We start from the raw sequence: 18,031 nt of genomic DNA on the forward strand, positions 1-18,031 counted from the left end.
TGCTGAACCTAGAGCTGTCAGCTTATGATCGCTGGAATCCCATTTATCCATGTGGAAAAACTATGAATCGATTTGTGTTGGCCTTCATTGCCTGTTTATGGTTGCCTAGCGCGCTGGCAAACGACCTTTATCACGCCAGCATTCCGCTTGATAATGGCGCGCAAACGTCCCAACAAGCGGCAAAAAGACAAGGGCTAAGTGCCGTACTGACCAAGGTGTCCGGCAAGCGAAACCTGTCAAACAACCCGGCAGTTAAACAAGCGCTGCAAGAGGTAGATAGCTTAATCACTCAGCTCGGTTACGGTGAGCGTGATCAAGGGGCGGATGGCGCTACACAGCGCACATTAGAAGTCGGGTTTGACAGCCAACAGGTGCACGACATACTGCGCAAAGCAGGGCTCCCTTTGTGGGGAAGCCCACGCCCATCGGTGCTGGTGTGGCTGGTGGATGACCGCGGTGCGGAGCGGCAAATTATTTGGGAGCAAAGTGAGCGCCCAGTGATAGATAAGCTGCGTGAGGCAGCGGCATTGCGTGGGTTACCTGTTCTGATCCCTGTGGGTGATTTTGATGACCTGATGGCGATTTCGAGCAGTGATTTGTGGGGCGGGTTTATCCAACCGGTCGAACAAGCCAGTGAGCGTTACCAGCCAGACGGCATTGTGATTGCCAAACTGACCGATCAAGGTATTCGCTGGCAGCTTTTCCCTGATGCAAACCAAATGCAAACCAATCAAACCCGTGGGCAGGCAAGCGATGCCACCACAATGATTCACTCACTGGCCGATTATTACGCGGAGCAAACTGGCGTTATCCTTGATCAAAACGAAGACAGCGCGTCTGTCGTGATCGCGGTCGGTGGTATTAATAACGGCAATGATTATGTCGCACTCGAGAAAACACTGGCAAACCTAAATGCGGTACAAGGTGTACATTTACGCCAGCTTAATGATGACACCCTGGTATTCGATGCGCAGTTGGCCGCGTCACAGCAAGCACTGATTAAAGAGCTAACCGCCAACCGAGAAGTGCGCTTAATGACCTCTCAGGAGCAAGAGGCTTATACCGCAAACACATCGCCAACCGCCAGCGATGCGCAACATACCACACAGACAGCTGTTGAGCTGGAACAAGATGAGAAGGCGGGCGAACAGGGGGAGAGCAACAGCACACAAACGGCTGCTCCCGAGCCACAACCGTCGGCGGAGAAGCGTCTGTGGTTTGTTTGGCAGTCGTAAGGCTTGCCCAATCACGGCACCCAAAAAAAGGCTAGCCTACACGGCTAGCCTTTTTGATGGGTCTGTCCCGTCCTGAAATACGTTGACAGCTTTTATTCTCAGTCCCCGTCAGCAATTACCAGCTGGCAGGGGAGAACTGCTGTCCAGCCAGCGCAGCTTCAACCATTAACCCCCCTTTGGCGTGGGTAAACACCGTGAGCCCATTCACGTAGTAAGCCCGCGATTGACGATTGCTGGCGAAGGCTGAGGTGCCAGAGGTGCCAGTTTGCGCGGATGCTCCTTCCGTTAGTGCGGTGGCTGACGCTTGCGCACCGAGTTCCACTTGCCCTTGCATAAAGCGGTCGTACGCTGTTTTATCTTTAAAGAAAACAATTTCACTGAACGCTTGGCCGCCAAAGGTCAGCCCGACTGATACCTGTTTGAGCTCTGCGGCACTGACCGGCGCATTTTGGCGATATACGACGCCCTTACCATAGGCACCGCCTACCCAAAAGCCCCCTTTGCCGACAGAAGGAAAGACGGCATAGCCGTAGGCGTTATCAAAGAAAGGTTGGGTTTGTGGGTACTGCTTAAACTGTTCGCGCGCGAGGTTGGCTTGACGCACCTGATCTTGCTGCGAGCTGGTCGCGCAACCGGTCAATGCCGTCAATGCGACAATGACCAACGCAAACCAGCGGTGAGAACGACGTAACATGGTTATCTCCTTATGGCTTAATCTAAATGACCAAAAGCACAATCAGGTTACGTCAGTCTCTTGCTGGCAATGTCAGAGGTTTGTTGAGATTTTGCTTGGCTTACGGGTATCGCGACGCCAGACAATGACGCCCAGACCGCCACTGATCATGACCCAAAGCCACAGCGGCGTATTGCCCCATTGACGATAAGGCGTGATGCCTTCCGTTCTGGTTATTTGCGTGGTCAGCACCTGAGTTTCAAACTGGGGTAGCGTCGCTTGGAGCTTGCCGTGCTCATCCACCAAGGCAGTAACGCCGTTATTGGTGGCCCGTATCACTGGTAAGCCAAATTCAAGTGCGCGCATTCGTGCAATTTCAAGGTGTTGCCAGGGGCCAATCGAGCGACCAAACCACGCATCATTCGATAGCGTAATAATGGCGTCGCTGCCCGCGTTCAAGTTGTCGCGGATTTGCGCGGGAAAGGCTATTTCATAACAAAGCGCGGTAATGTAGTCCCAGCCGTTGGCAGGCAGCGCGGGCTGAATCGGCTCGCCCGGTGAAAATGATGACATCGGCAGATTAAACAGCGGCGCGAGCGGGCGTAATAGCGCCTCAAAGGGGACAAACTCGCCAAACGGTAGCAAATGATGCTTGCTGTATTGGGTAGGCGCTGGATAGCGATATTCCGGAGTGCCTGCGCCCAGTGCCAGTACATTGTTAAAGTACGCGCCCTGTTCATTTTGGTCGAGTGCGCCAGTGATCACCGTGGTTTGGTTATGCTTGGCAGCTTGATCAAGTTGAGAGAAAAAGCGGGGCAGTTCGCGCTCTAGTGCGGGAACGGCAGCTTCTGGCCAAATAATGACATCACTGTCCCAATGCTGGCGGGTGAAATCCAGGTACTTCATCAGCGTTGGCCAGCGTTGATCGGGGCGCCATTTCAGCGCTTGCGGTACATTGCCTTGAATTAACGAAATTTGCTGCTGTTGGTCGGTTTTTGTTACCCATTGAATCGTACCCAGGCCATAGCTGACCGCGACCAGCCCTAATCCTGCGGCAATGGCGCGATGACGTACTTTTCCTCGCCAATGTCCCCAGCGAGGCGTGATGCTCGCGAGCAGGCCAGCCAGTACGGCCAAGACAAGCGTGATCCCCTGTACCCCGAGCACCGGGGCAATGCCAGCCAGTGGGCTGTCGATTTGGCTGTAACCAGGCCATAGCCAAGGGAAGCCGGTAAACACCCAGCCTCGAAGCCAATCAATCACCAGCCATAGCGCGGGGGCGAGAAGAACCCACTTGATACCGGGCTGGCGAATGGGCAGTTTGTTGAGCAATGCGCTAAATAACGCCGGGTAGAGGGAGAGGTAAGCAATCAGCAATGCCATTAACGACAAGCCGGCAATGGCAGGCATGCCGCCAAAATGATCGATGCTGACGTAAACCCAGCTAACGCCAGTGGTAAATTGGCCGAGCCCCCAGCAGAATCCTAGCCAAGCACTGCGCTTGGGCGAGGCGGTTTGTAACAGGGTGAATAAGCCCCACAAAGCAACCAGCATAAATGGCCAGTACGAGAAGGGGGAAAAGGCAAGGGTGGCGGAGGCACCAAAAGCGGCAGCCAGTAATGACTGCCCACTTTGGTATAAACGGTTAGGCGTTTTCACTGTTAACTTCGCTACTGTCTGGGATAGTGACTTGTAGCTGAATGATACGACGACTATCGGCAGCCGTCACTTTAAAGTGATAATCACCAATGTCGACTTCTTCACCGCGATCAGGGAGATGGCCAAAGCTGGTCATCACCAGACCACCGATGGTGTCCACCACATCATCTTGGAATTGGGCGCCAAAATGCTCATTAAAGTCTTCCAAGGTCGTCAGGGCTTTGACCGAGAACGTATGACGGCTGAGCTGGCGGATTTCCTGCTCCTCTTCGTCGTCGTACTCGTCTTCGATCTCACCGACGATCTCTTCGAGAATGTCTTCAATGGTCACAACCCCTGACACGCCCCCGAACTCATCAATGACAATCGCCATGTGGTAGCGCTCTTCTTGGAACTCTTTGAGCAAACGATCGACGCGTTTACTCTCAGGCACCACCACCACGGGGCGTAACACTTTTTCGATGTCAAAGTCTTCGGCATCTGGGCGCAGATAGCGCAACAAATCTTTCGCAAGCAAAATGCCTTCAACATGGTCTTTGTCATCACTGATCACAGGATAACGAGAGTGTTGGGCATCAATAATAATATTAATGATCGCTTCCAATGACTGCGATCGTTCAACGATTACCATCTGCGAACGGGGTATCATGATATCTCTCACACGCATGTCAGAGATTTGCATCACACCTTCCAGCATGTCCCGTGTGTCGTGATCGATCAGGGCGTTTTGCTCTGAGTCTCGGAACACGTCCACCAGCTCTTGTCTGTCTTTTGGATCAGCTTGGAAAAACTGACCCAGCCGTTCGAAGAAGGTCTTCCTACTCGGACCGTCTGAGTTTTGCGAATTATCGTCGTTCATTCAGTTTCATTCAGTTAGTTAACGCTCGACGAAGTCGTTAGCATAAGGGTCACTGACCCCCATAGCGGCGAGAAGCTCTCGCTCCAGCGCCTCCATTTGCTCGGCTTCATCATCCTCAATATGGTCGTAACCCAGTAAGTGTAAGCTACCATGGACAACCATATGTGCCCAATGATCCATCAGTGCTTTACCTTGTTGTTGTGCTTCTTGTTCAACAACTTGGCGACACACGACTAAATCACCGAGTAAATCAATCTCCACCCCAGGAGGGGCATCAAACGGAAAAGATAACACATTTGTGGGTTTATCTTTGCCGCGATAATCGCGATTAAGGCTTTGGCTCTCGCCCTCATCGACGATGCGTATCGTCACTTCTGCTTGGGGCCGAGCGGTGCGCACGGCCTGTTCAAACCAAGCTTGGAGCTGATCGTCACTGGGCAAGCCTTGTTCGTTCTCACAGGCAATTTGCACATCGACATAGTAGCTCATGACGGATCCTGTGAGTTAGTGGTGGCAGGCTGCGCAGCAACTTGCTGGGCTTCACGTGCTTCTCTGCGACGTGCCTCGGCCTCTTTACGGGCTTTGGCGTCTTCCGCTTCCCATTTGTCGTACGCTTGAACAATGCGGGTGACTACATGGTGGCGGACGACATCATCCGCTTGGAAAAAATGGAAGCTAATTTCGTTAACGTCCGCGAGCACTTCAATCGCATGGCGCAGGCCTGAGCGCGCATTGCGCGGTAAGTCGACCTGGGTCACGTCACCGGTGATCACTGCCCGTGAATTAAAGCCAATCCGCGTCAAGAACATCTTCATCTGCTCGACTGTGGTGTTCTGGCTCTCATCCAAGATAATAAAGGCATCGTTCAAGGTTCGGCCACGCATATAAGCAAGAGGTGCCACCTCGATCACGTTACGATCGATCAATTTCTCGACCCGTTCAAAGCCGAGCATTTCAAATAGCGCATCGTAAAGCGGACGCAAGTAGGGGTCGACCTTTTGGCTCAAGTCACCGGGCAAAAAGCCTAGCTTTTCACCGGCTTCAACCGCAGGACGGGTCAGGAGGATACGACGGATCTCTTGACGCTCAAGCGCATCAACCGCAGCCGCGACAGCAAGGTAGGTTTTACCCGTCCCCGCAGGGCCGATACCAAAGGTGATGTCATGGTTGACCATGTTGGCGATATACTGCGCTTGGTTGGGCGTACGCGGTTTAATCACCCCTTTTTTGGTCTTGATGTTGATTTCTTTACCGTAAGGAATGCTCGACTCGGTGTTTTGCTCCAACACGCCCGACTCTTTGATCGCCAAATGAATCGCTTCGGGCTCAATGTCTGGAGAGCTGCCACGCACGGGGGCAGTGTCGACGTATAAGCGCTTTAAAATATCGACCGCGGCATTGGCTGTATGGGGTTTACCCATCACAGTAAATGCATTGTGGCGGTGGCTAATTTCAACACCCAAGCGGCGCTCAAGCTGTTTGATATTATCGTCAAACGGGCCACATAAGTTGGCAAGACGGGTGTTGTCGGCAGGTTCTAGGTTCAGGTCAAGAGAGATGATTTTAGACAAGATTATCCTCGCTTTCGGCGCCGGTTAGCCGGCGCCGTTGAATTGATGAACGCGTTATGGCGTGAAAACACCAACACCAAGCTCGTTTTCGTTGCGCGTCTTCGCCATGATTTCGGTTGGCGAGACGGCGACACGCAAGTCCATATCTTTTTCGGTACGAACCAGCTCGCCGCGCAGCGAGTTTGGCATCACTTCGGTTATTTTGACGTCAACAAATTGGCCAATCAAATCGACAGAGCCTTCAAAGTTGACCACTCGGTTGTTCTCGGTACGACCACGCAACTCCATCAGATTTTTGCGTGATGGGCCTTCAACCAAGATACGTTGTTCGGTATCCAGCATCATGCGTGAATAGCGCATGGCTTGGCTGTTCACTTGTTGTTGCAAGCGGTACAAGCGCTCTTTTTTCACTTGCTCTGGGGTATCGTCAGGCATATCGGCAGCCGGCGTGCCTGGACGAGACGAGTAAACAAAGCTAAAGCTCATATCGAAATCGACATCTTTAATCAATTTCATGGTTGCTTCAAAATCTTGCTCGGTTTCACCCGGGAAGCCCACGATAAAGTCAGAGCTGATGGTGATATCCGGACGCGCCTGACGCAATTTACGGATTTTTGATTTGTACTCAATCGCCGTGTGCGGGCGTTTCATCATGGTCAAAATCCGATCTGAGCCGCTTTGTACCGGCAGGTGCAAGAAGCTTGCAACCTCAGGGGTATCACGATACACCTCAATGATATCATCGGTAAATTCCACCGGATGGCTGGTGGTGTAACGGATACGGTCAATACCATCAATGGCCGCGACATAACGCAGCAGCTCCGCAAACGTGCACACATCACCGTCATGAGTGTCGCCGCGGTAGGCGTTCACGTTTTGTCCCAACAAGTTAACTTCACGCACACCTTGTTCGGCCAGCTGTGCAATTTCGAACAATACGTCATCGAGCGGGCGGCTGACTTCTTCACCACGGGTGTAAGGAACCACGCAGAACGTACAGTATTTTGAGCAGCCTTCCATAATTGAGACGAAGGCGGTTGGCCCTTCTGCGCGGGGCTCTGGCAGACGATCGAATTTTTCGATCTCTGGGAACGTAATGTCCATCACTGGTGCATGATCCGAGCGTGACTGCTTGATCATCTCTGGCAGGCGGTGCAAGGTCTGTGGACCAAAAATCACATCTACAAAAGGCGCACGCTCACGAATATGGTCACCTTCTTGGGTTGCCACACAGCCACCGACGCCGATCACCAGCTCTGGGTTTTTGTCTTTGAGGGTTTTCCAACGCCCGAGTTGATGGAATACCTTTTCTTGTGCCTTTTCTCGAATCGAGCAAGTATTGAGAAGGAGAACATCTGCGTCTTCTGGTTGTTCGGTCAGCTCATAGCCACCGGCAGAATTGAGCAGATCTGCCATTTTGGATGAGTCATACTCATTCATTTGGCAACCCCAGGTTTTGATCAGCAGTTTCTTAGCCATGTAACTTCACGCTCATTGTTAATCTTATGGACGACATTACCCTTTCAAGCTGTATGGTTTTTAATCAGTCAATCAGCTGGGCAAGCCGCGTATTGTACTGCTTTCCAATATCGCTGACCAGATCACAGGTTCGGAGAAATCACGTCGATCCGGCTAAACGTTTGAGCGAACGCGACAAAGGCCCGCTCGGAAAAGCGAATTTGCCCTCACTTTGATCGGATTGATATCGAATTCTCGTTTACCTTCAGTAGAATGCTTGCATCAACGGCACAAAGAGACGGTCATGAATCAATTTGAAGTTATTATAGTCGGCGGTGGCATGGTTGGCGCAGCGGCGGCACTTGGGCTTGCTCGCCAAGGTCGCCAGGTGGCGTTAATTGAGCGCCAGCCGCCAGCGCCTTTTGAACCTTCACAACCGATGGATTTGCGCGTTTCGGCGATTTCTCATGCCTCCGTGAGCCTGCTCAAGGATCTCGGTGCGTGGGCCAGTGTTGAAGCCATGCGTGTTTGCCCGTACTGCCGCCTAGAAACCTGGGAAGCGGAAGACAGCCGTGTGTGTTTCAGTGCTGACCAACTCGACTTGCCACAATTAGGATATATGGTCGAGAACCGCTTGATTCAACTGGGTCTGTGGCAACAGTTTGATCGCTTTGACAATTTGCACCTCGTCTCACCGGCCTCGATCACCAACATCACGCAAACAGGCGAACTGCATCAAATTCACTTAGACAGTGGTGACACTCTGAGTGCCCCTTGGCTTATCGGCGCGGATGGTGCCCACTCCAAAGTGCGAGACTACGCGCAAATAGGCCTTACCAGCTGGGATTATCGTCAGCATTGTATGCTCATCCATGTCGAAACGGCCGCCCCCCAACAGGACATTACCTGGCAGCAGTTTTTCCCCACCGGGCCGCGCTCGCTGTTGCCGCTTTGTGGCCACAACGCCTCGCTAGTGTGGTACGACAGCCCAGCGCGAGTTAAACAGTTGTGCCAGCTCAATGCCGAAGAGCTTAAAGCCGAGATAGTGAGCCATTTCCCACCTCAAGTGGGCGACGTCACCCCAATCAACTGGGGCGCGTTTCCACTAACACGCCGTCATGCGCAGCAGTACCATCGCAATGGCGTCGTGGTAATTGGTGATGCCGCCCACACCATCAACCCGCTGGCAGGGCAAGGGGTGAACTTAGGCTTTAAAGACGTTGCCGCATTGCTGGATGCGTGTGCCGATGCGGGCTCCGAATGGCAAGTGGAGTCAACGTTAAATGCATACGAAAAAGCACGCCGCACCGATAACATGATGATGCAAACCGGGATGGATGTGTTTTATGCCGCGTTCAGTAACCAAGTGACGCCTTTAAAACTGGCACGTAATGCGGTGTTTAAACTGGCTGAACACAGTGGTCCGGTGAAAAAGCAGGTGTTGAAGTATGCACTAGGGCTCTAGTCTTGGTGACAAGGAGGTGAAATGACGGGCTACCAGAACATTATTTTTGATATTGGCAATGTGATCGTGCGTTGGTCACCAGAAGAAATTATCCGCCTAACGTTGGGGGACGCGGTGGATACACACGCTTATGCCAATCAAATCTTCCAGAGCGATACTTGGCAAGCGCTGAATCGTGGCAGGCTCACCGAGGTGCAAGCCAAGCAACGTTTTGCCGATGATACGGCGCTTAGCCCCGCACAACTTGAGGCGCTGTTTTATTACATCAAACAGACTCAAATTTGTCTTTACGGCAGTGTTGATTTGCTTCGCTCGGCCAAAGAGGCTGGATATGGGGTTTATGCGTTAACCGATAATGTGCGCGAAATCGTGGCGTTCTTAAAACAGCGCTATGCGTTTTGGTCATTGTTTGATGGTGCCATCGTGTCAGCCGAAGTAGGGTGCTTAAAACCCGACCCCGCCATTTATCAACGCTTGTTAGATGACTACCACCTCGACCCAGCTTCTTGTGTGTTTTTGGATGACAGGGTTGCGAACGTCGAGGGTGCCAAAGCGCTCGGCATGGCGGGCATCCCCTTTACCGATGTACAGCAAGGTCGCGCAGAACTGGCCAAGCTGGGAATCGTGGTGTAGTGGATGCGGTAAACATGAGCTTCTAAACGCAAAAAAGCCCACATGATGTGGGCTTTTTAATATGGCTGGGGTACCAGGATTCGAACCTGGGAATGACGAGATCAAAACCCGTTGCCTTACCGCTTGGCGATACCCCAGTAGGCGTTGCCTAACTTGGTGCGGAGAGAGGGACTTGAACCCTCACGTCCTTTCGGACACTAGCACCTGAAGCTAGCGCGTCTACCAATTCCGCCACCTCCGCAAAAGGTGGGTAACTCGGCAATAAAAAACGCTGCCAAATTACAAAAATAAATGGTGGCTACGACGGGATTCGAACCTGTGACCCCATCATTATGAGTGATGTGCTCTAACCAACTGAGCTACGTAGCCACGCTGTAAGGCGAAAGCCTTAAGACGGAACGGATTATGCGGATAGAGAGCTAGAGCGTCAAGTATGGCTGGCCATTTTTTTATGATTTTCATCTCGTTGGCTGCAATAATCACCAGTTTGTGCTGGTTTTGCCAACAATATGCGTCCAAGGCTTACGTTTAGCCTGTGGCTAGTGCGATTCAAATAAAAAAGCCAGCCCGTAGGCTGGCTCAAAATTATTAGGGTGGGGTCTCGACAACACACCCATGGGGCTTAACGCTTGCGCGTTAAACGTTGAAACGGAAGTGAATGACATCGCCGTCTTTAACAATGTACTCTTTGCCTTCAAGACGCCACTTACCGGCATCTTTGGCTCCGCTTTCGCCATTGTTAGCAATGTAATCATCATAGCCAACCACTTCGGCGCGGATAAAGCCTTTTTCAAAGTCGGTGTGGATTTTACCTGCCGCCTGTGGCGCGGTAGAGCCGATCGGCACCGTCCACGCACGTACTTCTTTCACCCCTGCAGTGAAATAGGTATGCAAGGTAAGCAGCTCGTAACCGGCGCGAATAACGCGGTTTAGGCCCGGCTCTTCAAGGCCCATTTCATCTAAGAACGCAGCTGCTTCTTCAGCGTCCAGCTCGGCAATTTCGCCTTCAATTTCCGCACACACGGCTACCACAGTGGCACCTTCTTGCGCGGCAATCTCACGTACTTTGTCGAGGTATGGGTTGTTTTCAAAGCCATCGTCGTTAACGTTGGCAATGTACATGGTGGGTTTGAGCGTCAAGAAGTTAAGATACTGCACCGCAGCGGCTTCTTCTTTGCTCAACTCGACCGAGCGCAACATGTTGCCTTCTTCGAGCACGGGCAGCAGTTTTTCCAGTACCGTCAGCTCAAACTTGGCGTCTTTATCGCCACCTTTGGCTTTTTTAGCGTTGCGCTGCATCGCGCGCTCACAGCTTTCTAAATCGGCGAGCGCCAGTTCGGTGTTAATCACGGCAATGTCATCAGCAGGGTCGACTTTGCCTGATACGTGGACAATATTGTCATTCTCAAAACAGCGCACCACATGGCCAATGGCGTCGGTTTCACGGATGTTGGCCAGGAATTTGTTACCCAGGCCCTCACCGCGTGATGCACCCGCGACCAAACCGGCGATATCGACAAACTCCATGGTGGTCGGTAGCACTTTTTGTGGGTTCACAATCTTGGCTAACGCATCCAAGCGCAAGTCAGGCACAGGCACCACGCCCGTGTTTGGCTCGATGGTACAAAATGGAAAGTTAGCGGCGTCAATGCCCGCTTTGGTCAGTGCGTTAAATAGTGTGGATTTACCTACGTTTGGTAGGCCCACGATGCCACATTTAAAACCCATGAGATGGTAACCCTTTAATCAAAATTACTGTGCTTTGAAGGTATGTAAACGATTTTGCGCTTTAGCAAGATCGTCTTTGAGCAGTATTTCAAGGCTGCGAACAGCCTCGTCAGTGGCCTGTTCTAACAGGTTCTGCTCATTGGCGGGGGCTTTGGTAAGCACATATCCCGCCACCTTATCCTTGTGACCCGGATGGCCAACACCAATCCGGAGTCGATAAAATGATTTATCATTTGCCAGTTTGCTGATGATGTCACGCAGGCCATTATGGCCACCGTGCCCACCACCTTGTTTAAACTTGGCCACACCGGGTGGTAAGTCTAGTTCGTCATGCGCCACCATGATGGCGTCGACGGGAATATTGTAAAAATTCGCCAGTGCTTGCACGGCCTTCCCGGACAAATTCATATACGTGGTTGGGATCAACAAACGTAGATCGTGTCCGTGGACATTGATACGGCCCGTCAAACCAAAGAATTTTTTTTCTTCTTTCAACGGCGCATTGTGGATCCGCGCAAGCTCTTGCACGACCCAAGCGCCCGCGTTATGGCGTGTTTGGGCATATTCTGGCCCTGGATTGGCCAATCCAACTAATAAGCGGATCTGATTACTCACGACGTTTCTCGCTATCTGTCTACTCATCGTAGCCGGTGAGCATCGCGCCCACGCAAAAAGGCGACATATCCTACCATTGTTGTGACTAAAGGGTCGAGCCAGCACCGGCAAATGGCAGATAAAAAAACACCCTGCACAAGGGCAGGGCGCTTAGGCGCTGTTGCTGTGGTTAACTCAATGCCTAGTGGCTAACTTACGAGTTAAACATCGCAGAGATCGACTCTTCGTTGCTGATGCGGCGAATCGCTTCGGCCAGCATACCAGAGAGCGTTAATTGCGATACGCGGCCAGTGGCCTGGATCTCGGCGCTCAGTGGGGTAGAGTCAGTCACCACGATTTCATCAATCACAGACTCAGCGATATTCTTCGGTGCATCACCAGAGAAAACGGGGTGAGTCGCGTACGCGAAGACGCGCTTAGCACCACGGTTTTTCAGCGCTTCAGCAGCTTTACACAGGGTGCCACCGGTATCAATCATGTCATCAACGATGATGCAGTCACGGCCTTCAACATCGCCAATCAAGTGCATAACTTGTGAGACGTTGGCACGTGGACGGCGCTTATCGATAATGGCGATGTCAGTGTCATCCAGCAGCTTCGCAGTGGCACGTGCGCGCACCACGCCGCCAATGTCAGGAGACACAACCACGGGATCTTCCAAGTTCTTCGCCAGCATGTCTTCAAGCAGAACAGGGGTACCAAAGATGTTATCGACAGGCACGTCGAAGAAGCCTTGGATTTGTTCAGCGTGGAGATCAACGGTAAGGACGCGGTCAACACCCACGTTAGAAAGAAAATCTGCAATGACTTTTGCGGTGATAGGAACACGAGAGGAGCGGACGCGGCGGTCTTGACGGGCATAACCAAAGTAAGGGATAACAGCGGTTATGCGGCCAGCCGATGCACGTCGAAACGCGTCTATCATGACGACCAATTCCATTAAGTTGTCATTGGTCGGGGCGCAGGTGGACTGGAGGACGAACACGTCACTACCGCGCACATTCTCGTTAATCTGAACGCACACTTCACCGTCAGAAAAACGGCCTACAGTGGCGTCACCCAGTGACATGTAAAGACGGTTTGCGATACGTTGGGCGAGAACGGGTGTCGCGTTACCAGCGAACAGCTTCATATCAGGCACGGTGGAAACCTCGGGTTGCATCCATTTAGTAGTCACTGACCGACGGTTTGTTGCTGCAGCGCATCGAGTAGGGGTGAACGATTCAACCCACGTGCAACAAACCCTGTCAGCCAGTTAGGCATAGTGTCGAGTGTGGCCTGGGCATCTTGTGCGGTGTCAAACTCGGCAAACACGCACGCGCCTGTCCCAGTCATCCTAGACGGCGCGTATTCTAGCAGCCACGAAACAGCCTTATCAACCTCGGGGAATTGTTTACGGGCTATCTTTTCGCAATCGTTTTCGTAATTTTGTGCCATTAGCGCAGAAACTGTGCGCTTTGGCGTGTTTCGTTGCAACTCTGGGTGAGTGAAAATTGCAGCGGTGGAAATAGATACGTCAGGCTTCACCACCAGGTAGTATTTCTCGCGTGGCGCAACTGGCGTAAAGACCTCTCCAATGCCTTCAGCCACTGCCGCCTGGCCATAAATGAAAATCGGTACATCAGCGCCCAGCGTTAGGCCCAGTTGTGCCAGCGTTTGTTGACTGACTTGGGTTTGCCATAAATGATTGAGTGCAACCAGTGTGGTGGCGGCATCGGATGATCCACCGCCCAGGCCGCCGCCCATAGGAAGGCGTTTTTCCACGTCAATGTGTGCGCCTTGTTGGCACCCTGTATGCTGCTGCAACGCTTTCGCGGCTTTGACAATCAAGTTGTCGTTTTCACTGACTCCCTCTATTGCGGGGCTGAGGCTGATCTTACCACTTGCGTTTGGCGTAATAGCCAGTGTGTCTCCATGGTCAAGAAACTGAAACAGGGTTTGCAGCTCATGATAGCCATTGTCACGACGGCCGGTGATGTAGAGAAATAAGTTAAGTTTGGCAGGCGCGGGCCAAAAGGTGGGTTTAGTCATTATCGAGCGTCCAATCAGAAATCATCAACTTAACGGTTTGCTGGTCTCGGGTCAGAGTTATACGTGTGGGTAGCGCAGGCTGTGTATCAGCGCTGTAATCTTGATAGTCAATGTCCCAACCTTTCGCCCCTTTGAGGATCGCGACACGGTTGTCTGGCCCCAGCGAAAAACTATCTTGTGCGCGTGGTAACCCAATCAGCCAAGGCGCAAGTGCGTCGATGGGTAAATGGGCACCGGTCAAATAGGTGACCAAACGGGCCGGATCGGTATCTTGGTAGCGCTTACCTTGGTCATCAATTAAGACCGCACCTTGTTCATTCATGGTTAACGACAGCAAGGTGGTGCCGAGAAAGTTGGTGAGTCGCAGTTGAGATTGGGCGGGCGAGTGCCGCCAGTACAAATTGGCAGAAAAACGCGTGCTGGGGGCAATAAACGCGACCTTACCCCGTGCCGTGTAGCTATCTATCGACCCAAGGGCATCGTGATGGCTTTGCCATTCCGTGGTCGGGGCTGGCGCCGTGGCACACCCCGCGAGTAGCGCTAAAAACAGTGCCAAGACGCTCACGCGTATAGAGGAGAACATCAAACCGAGTATCCTTTTTGTTTTCGTCAACCGACCGTTTGTTGTCGTTAGCCGACCCCAATTGCTGTGTAACGCTACTTTGCCACAAGCGCCGGACGGAGAGAAGCCAGTCAAGCGCTTGGTTGTGTGGAGAAAATGAAGGCATGTTTGTTGCTGTATACCTTTACATCGATCTCGCGAGGCTTCACATTTCCGTGCCACGAAAATGCTGCGATACAATGTTCGCTTTAATTCGTGGGGGGCATCAAGTAAAATCCTCCGCTCCAATCCTTACTGGTGCTGTCGGTAACAACGCTTCATGAGCCTGTTAGTTCTCGGAATTAATCACAAAACGGCCCCCGTCGAGCTGCGGGAAAAGGTCGCCTTTTCGCCGCAACAACTTGAGCAGGCGTTAGGGCAGCTTTCCGAGCACCCACAGGTGCGCAGTTGCGTGATCGTTTCAACCTGCAACCGCACTGAGATTTATGCGGAGCTGAACCAGCCGGGTGTCGGAGTATTGGTTGAATGGCTAACGCGCTTTCATCAGCTCAGTAGCGATAGCCTGATGGCCAGTATTTATTACCATGAAGAGCAATCTGCGGTGAAGCACCTGATGCGGGTCGCGTGCGGGTTAGACTCCTTGGTGTTAGGCGAGCCGCAAATACTGGGGCAGGTCAAGCAAGCGTACGCCAGTGCCGGCGAAGCGGGGATGATTTCTGGCTCATTGGAGAAATTATTTCATAAAGCCTTTGCGGTGGCCAAGCGGATCCGTACCGAGACCGAGATTGGCGGCAATGCGGTATCAGTGGCCTTTGCCGCTTGCACATTGGCGCGCCAGATTTTTGAGTCGTTATCAGACGTAACCACCTTGTTAGTGGGCGCTGGCGAGACCATTGAGCTGGTGGCCAGGCATTTAAAAGAGCACCAATGCAGTCAGATTATTTTTGCTAACCGCACACAATCACGCGCGCAGGCACTTGCCGAGCAATTTGACGCTAAAGTGGCGGGGCTCGATGCCCTTGAAGAGCAGCTCTGCCACGCTGACATTGTGATTAGCTCGACGGCGGCGCCCATGCCATTGATTGAAAAGGCGATGGTAGAAAAAGCCTTGAAACAGCGGCGTCACCAACCCATGTTGCTGATTGATATTGCCGTGCCGCGTGACATTGATGAAAACGTGGGCAGCCTCGCGGACGCGTATCTCTACAGCGTGGATGACTTACAGTCGATTGTGGAGCACAACCGCGAGCAGCGAAAACTCGCGGCGATTCAAGCCGAAGCGATTGTGACCGAAGAAAGTGCTGATTTTATGCGCTGGTTACGCTCACGCGAAGCAGTAGACAGTATCAAGCAATACCGTACACAGTCTGAACACATTAAACAGGCGGAATTGGAGCAAAGTATTCAGGCTCTAGCCAATGGCGCTGACGCAGAAAGCGTATTACGCCAGCTGAGTAACCGTCTGACCAATAAACTGATCCATCCCCCCACGCAGGCGATGCAGCAAGCTGCACAAAATGGTGAGCCAGATAAACTGGCGGTGATGCGTGTTTGTCTGGGGCTGGACAGTGACAACTAACGAAGAGACATATGAAAGCATCAATATTAGCCAAGCTAGAGTCGCTATCTGAGCGTTACGAAGAAGTTCAGCACCTGCTCGGCACCCCAGACATCATTAATGATCAGAACAAATTCCGCGCGTTGTCGAAAGAGTATTCGCAGCTGGAAGAGGTGATCAAGTGCTTCACTGAGTTCAAGCAAGCGCAAGAAGACTTGGCGGCCGCAAAAGAGATGGCCAACGAAGACGACGCAGAAATGCGTGAAATGGCGCAAGAAGAAGTGACGCAAGCTGAACAAACGATTGAATCACTGACCGATCAGCTCCAAATCCTGCTGCTGCCGAAAGATCCGAACGATGACCGGAACTGCTTCCTGGAAATTCGCGCTGGTGCCGGTGGAGATGAAGCCGGGATTTTTGCCGGAGATTTATTCCGCATGTATAGCCGTTATGCTGAGCAGCGCGGCTGGAAACTGGAAATTATTAGTGCCAGTGAAGGGGAGCACGGCGGCTTTAAAGAAGTGATTGCCCGTGTTGCCGGTGAAGGTGCGTATGGTGTGCTTAAGTTTGAATCTGGCGGCCATCGCGTACAACGGGTACCCGCCACGGAGTCACAAGGGCGAGTGCATACCTCGGCTTGTACCGTGGCGATTTTGCCAGAAATTCCAGAAGCTGAAGCCCCTGAGATTAATCCAGCTGATCTGAAAGTTGACACCTTCCGTGCATCCGGTGCCGGTGGTCAGCACGTCAACACCACAGATTCTGCCATTCGTATTACTCACTTGCCGACCGGCACTGTAGTGGAATGTCAGGATGAGCGCTCGCAACACAAAAACCGCGCCAAAGCGATGTCGGTATTGGCGGCACGTTTGATTAAGGCAGAAGAAGAAAAGCGCGCCGCAGAAGAGGCGTCAACGCGCCGCAACCTGTTGGGCTCGGGCGATCGCTCAGACCGTATTCGCACCTACAACTATCCGCAAGGGCGGGTGTCGGATCACCGAATCAACCTGACTTTGTATCGCCTCGACGATGTGATGCAAGGCGATCTTAATAGCTTGGTCGACCCGGTGATTCAAGAGCACCAAGCCGACCAACTTGCCGCCTTGTCTGAGCAGCAATAATGACAGCGACGATCAGCGCATTACTGGCCGATAGCACCACAGAGCTGACCGCCTTATCGGGCGGCTCTGCAGGCGTCGACGTAAGAGCGTTGCTCTGCCATGTGTTAGGACAGCCAAGTAGTTACCTTTACACCTGGCCAGAGCGCAAACTCACCGCAGCACAATTGGCGCAATTTCGTCAGTTGTTTGCTCGTCGCCTCCAAGGTGAGCCTGTGGCGTATATTTTGGGCTATCGCGATTTTTGGACGCTACGACTCAGTGTCTCACCCGCAACCTTAATCCCGCGCCCTGAAACCGAGCTGCTGGTAGAGCAAGCGCTGGCGGTGCTGCCTCCGACGCCTTGTCGTGTACTGGATTTGGGCACCGGAACGGGCGCTGTGGCTTTAGCTATTGCGAGTGAGCGCCCCGATATCACAGTCGTGGGGGTTGATTTGATGCCTGAAGCGGTTGCCTTGGCAAGCCGAAATGCGCACGACAACCACCTCTCTAACGCACATTTTATTCAAAGTGACTGGTTCAGCGCACTCAGCGATATGAATCGGTTTGACGTGATTGTGAGTAATCCACCGTACATTGACAGCGATGATCCACATCTTCATCAGGGAGATGTTCGCTTTGAACCCGCCAGTGCCTTGGTAGCCGAAGAAAGTGGCTTAGCCGCGATTCGTCACATTGGTAAAACCGCACCCACGTATTTGGTCGACGGGGGGTGGTTGATGGTTGAGCATGGTTACAACCAAGGCGAAGCGGTCCGGGCGGCATGGAAAGACGCCGGCTGGCCCGATGCCAAAACACAACAAGACTACGCTGGGCTCGATAGAGTCACCTTGGCACAGCGACTTTAACTGACACTGATAGGAAGC

General features: G+C 52.5%; 17 protein-coding genes and 3 tRNA genes. 6 read left to right on the forward strand and 14 right to left on the reverse strand.

Translation table 11 applies throughout. The features are described 5' to 3' along the window. Positions 1–62: 62 nt before the first annotated feature. Positions 63–1,235 carry a DUF2066 domain-containing protein gene (locus N8M53_RS03720; RefSeq protein WP_269579533.1) on the forward strand — a complete coding sequence of 391 codons (1,173 nt, stop codon included), beginning with the start codon at positions 63–65 and terminating at the stop codon, positions 1,233–1,235. A 115-nt stretch (positions 1,236–1,350) separates the two neighbouring features. Here N8M53_RS03720 and N8M53_RS03725 read toward each other — a convergent pair whose 3' ends face one another. The 6 genes from N8M53_RS03725 to miaB form a co-directional block, all read right to left on the reverse strand. After that, a complete protein-coding gene (locus tag N8M53_RS03725) occupies positions 1,351–1,929 on the reverse strand; it encodes a lipid-binding SYLF domain-containing protein (protein WP_269579534.1) in 579 nt (192 codons plus the stop codon). A 72-nt stretch (positions 1,930–2,001) separates the two neighbouring features. Next, positions 2,002–3,567: an apolipoprotein N-acyltransferase gene (lnt, locus tag N8M53_RS03730; protein ID WP_269579535.1), complete on the reverse strand. Its 1,566-nt coding sequence runs from the start codon at positions 3,565–3,567 to the stop codon at positions 2,002–2,004. After that, on the reverse strand, positions 3,554–4,426 hold the full coding sequence (gene corC / locus N8M53_RS03735) for a CNNM family magnesium/cobalt transport protein CorC (RefSeq protein WP_077771039.1): 873 nt from the start codon (positions 4,424–4,426) through the stop codon (positions 3,554–3,556). Before corC ends, lnt begins: the two co-directional genes overlap by 14 nt. A gap of 18 nt (positions 4,427–4,444) precedes the next feature. After that, positions 4,445–4,915 carry an rRNA maturation RNase YbeY gene (ybeY, locus tag N8M53_RS03740; RefSeq protein WP_077599577.1) on the reverse strand — a complete coding sequence of 157 codons (471 nt, stop codon included), beginning with the start codon at positions 4,913–4,915 and terminating at the stop codon, positions 4,445–4,447. Further along, complete coding sequence (locus tag N8M53_RS03745; RefSeq protein ID WP_077771038.1) at positions 4,912–5,997, reverse strand: PhoH family protein; 1,086 nt, start codon at positions 5,995–5,997, stop codon at positions 4,912–4,914. The genes ybeY and N8M53_RS03745 overlap by 4 nt, the downstream gene beginning before the upstream one ends. A 54-nt stretch (positions 5,998–6,051) precedes the next feature. Then, positions 6,052–7,476 (reverse strand): tRNA (N6-isopentenyl adenosine(37)-C2)-methylthiotransferase MiaB, encoded by a 1,425-nt coding sequence (miaB, locus tag N8M53_RS03750; RefSeq protein ID WP_077599575.1) that lies wholly within the window; start codon positions 7,474–7,476, stop codon positions 6,052–6,054. Positions 7,477–7,759: 283 nt separating this feature from the next. On the opposite strand from miaB, the gene N8M53_RS03755 reads away from it, so the two are divergent. Both N8M53_RS03755 and N8M53_RS03760 read left to right on the forward strand, forming a co-directional pair. Continuing rightward, positions 7,760–8,920 carry a 2-octaprenyl-3-methyl-6-methoxy-1,4-benzoquinol hydroxylase gene (locus N8M53_RS03755; RefSeq protein WP_269579536.1) on the forward strand — a complete coding sequence of 387 codons (1,161 nt, stop codon included), beginning with the start codon at positions 7,760–7,762 and terminating at the stop codon, positions 8,918–8,920. A 21-nt stretch (positions 8,921–8,941) separates the two neighbouring features. Then, positions 8,942–9,553: an HAD family hydrolase gene (locus N8M53_RS03760; RefSeq protein WP_269579537.1), complete on the forward strand. Its 612-nt coding sequence runs from the start codon at positions 8,942–8,944 to the stop codon at positions 9,551–9,553. A 62-nt stretch (positions 9,554–9,615) separates the two neighbouring features. Here N8M53_RS03760 and N8M53_RS03765 read toward each other — a convergent pair. The 8 genes from N8M53_RS03765 to lolB all read right to left on the reverse strand — a co-directional run bounded on the left by N8M53_RS03765 (position 9,616) and on the right by lolB (position 14,510). Further along, a tRNA-Gln gene (locus N8M53_RS03765) sits at positions 9,616–9,690 on the reverse strand. 17 nt (positions 9,691–9,707) lie between these two features. Then, positions 9,708–9,794 (reverse strand) — tRNA-Leu (locus N8M53_RS03770). 51 nt (positions 9,795–9,845) lie between these two features. Then, positions 9,846–9,922, reverse strand: a tRNA-Met gene (locus N8M53_RS03775). A gap of 267 nt (positions 9,923–10,189) precedes the next feature. Continuing rightward, complete coding sequence (ychF, locus tag N8M53_RS03780; RefSeq protein WP_077599572.1) at positions 10,190–11,281, reverse strand: redox-regulated ATPase YchF; 1,092 nt, start codon at positions 11,279–11,281, stop codon at positions 10,190–10,192. A gap of 24 nt (positions 11,282–11,305) precedes the next feature. Beyond that, entirely contained in the window at positions 11,306–11,896 is a 591-nt protein-coding gene (gene pth, locus N8M53_RS03785) for an aminoacyl-tRNA hydrolase (protein WP_077599571.1), read from the reverse strand. Positions 11,897–12,089: 193 nt separating this feature from the next. Continuing rightward, the gene (locus tag N8M53_RS03790; protein ID WP_046073862.1) at positions 12,090–13,037 is read right to left on the reverse strand and encodes a ribose-phosphate pyrophosphokinase; all 948 of its coding nucleotides are present in this window, start codon (positions 13,035–13,037) and stop codon (positions 12,090–12,092) included. 32 nt (positions 13,038–13,069) lie between these two features. Beyond that, complete coding sequence (gene ispE / locus N8M53_RS03795) at positions 13,070–13,927, reverse strand: 4-(cytidine 5'-diphospho)-2-C-methyl-D-erythritol kinase (protein ID WP_269579538.1); 858 nt, start codon at positions 13,925–13,927, stop codon at positions 13,070–13,072. After that, a complete protein-coding gene (gene lolB, locus N8M53_RS03800) occupies positions 13,920–14,510 on the reverse strand; it encodes a lipoprotein insertase outer membrane protein LolB (RefSeq protein ID WP_269579539.1) in 591 nt (196 codons plus the stop codon). The genes ispE and lolB overlap by 8 nt, the downstream gene beginning before the upstream one ends. 298 nt (positions 14,511–14,808) lie before the next feature. On the opposite strand from lolB, the gene hemA reads away from it, so the two are divergent. The 3 genes from hemA to prmC are packed head-to-tail and all read left to right on the forward strand — an operon-like array spanning position 14,809 to position 18,013. Next, a complete protein-coding gene (gene hemA / locus N8M53_RS03805; RefSeq protein WP_269579540.1) occupies positions 14,809–16,068 on the forward strand; it encodes a glutamyl-tRNA reductase in 1,260 nt (419 codons plus the stop codon). Positions 16,069–16,079: 11 nt separating this feature from the next. Further along, entirely contained in the window at positions 16,080–17,168 is a 1,089-nt protein-coding gene (gene prfA / locus N8M53_RS03810; RefSeq protein ID WP_269579541.1) for a peptide chain release factor 1, read from the forward strand. Beyond that, positions 17,168–18,013: a peptide chain release factor N(5)-glutamine methyltransferase gene (gene prmC, locus N8M53_RS03815; RefSeq protein ID WP_269579542.1), complete on the forward strand. Its 846-nt coding sequence runs from the start codon at positions 17,168–17,170 to the stop codon at positions 18,011–18,013. The genes prfA and prmC overlap by 1 nt, the downstream gene beginning before the upstream one ends. Positions 18,014–18,031 lie beyond the last annotated feature (18 nt).

It is taken from the genome of Salinivibrio kushneri, from assembly GCF_027286325.1.
GTDB lineage: Bacteria > Pseudomonadota > Gammaproteobacteria > Enterobacterales > Vibrionaceae > Salinivibrio > Salinivibrio kushneri_A.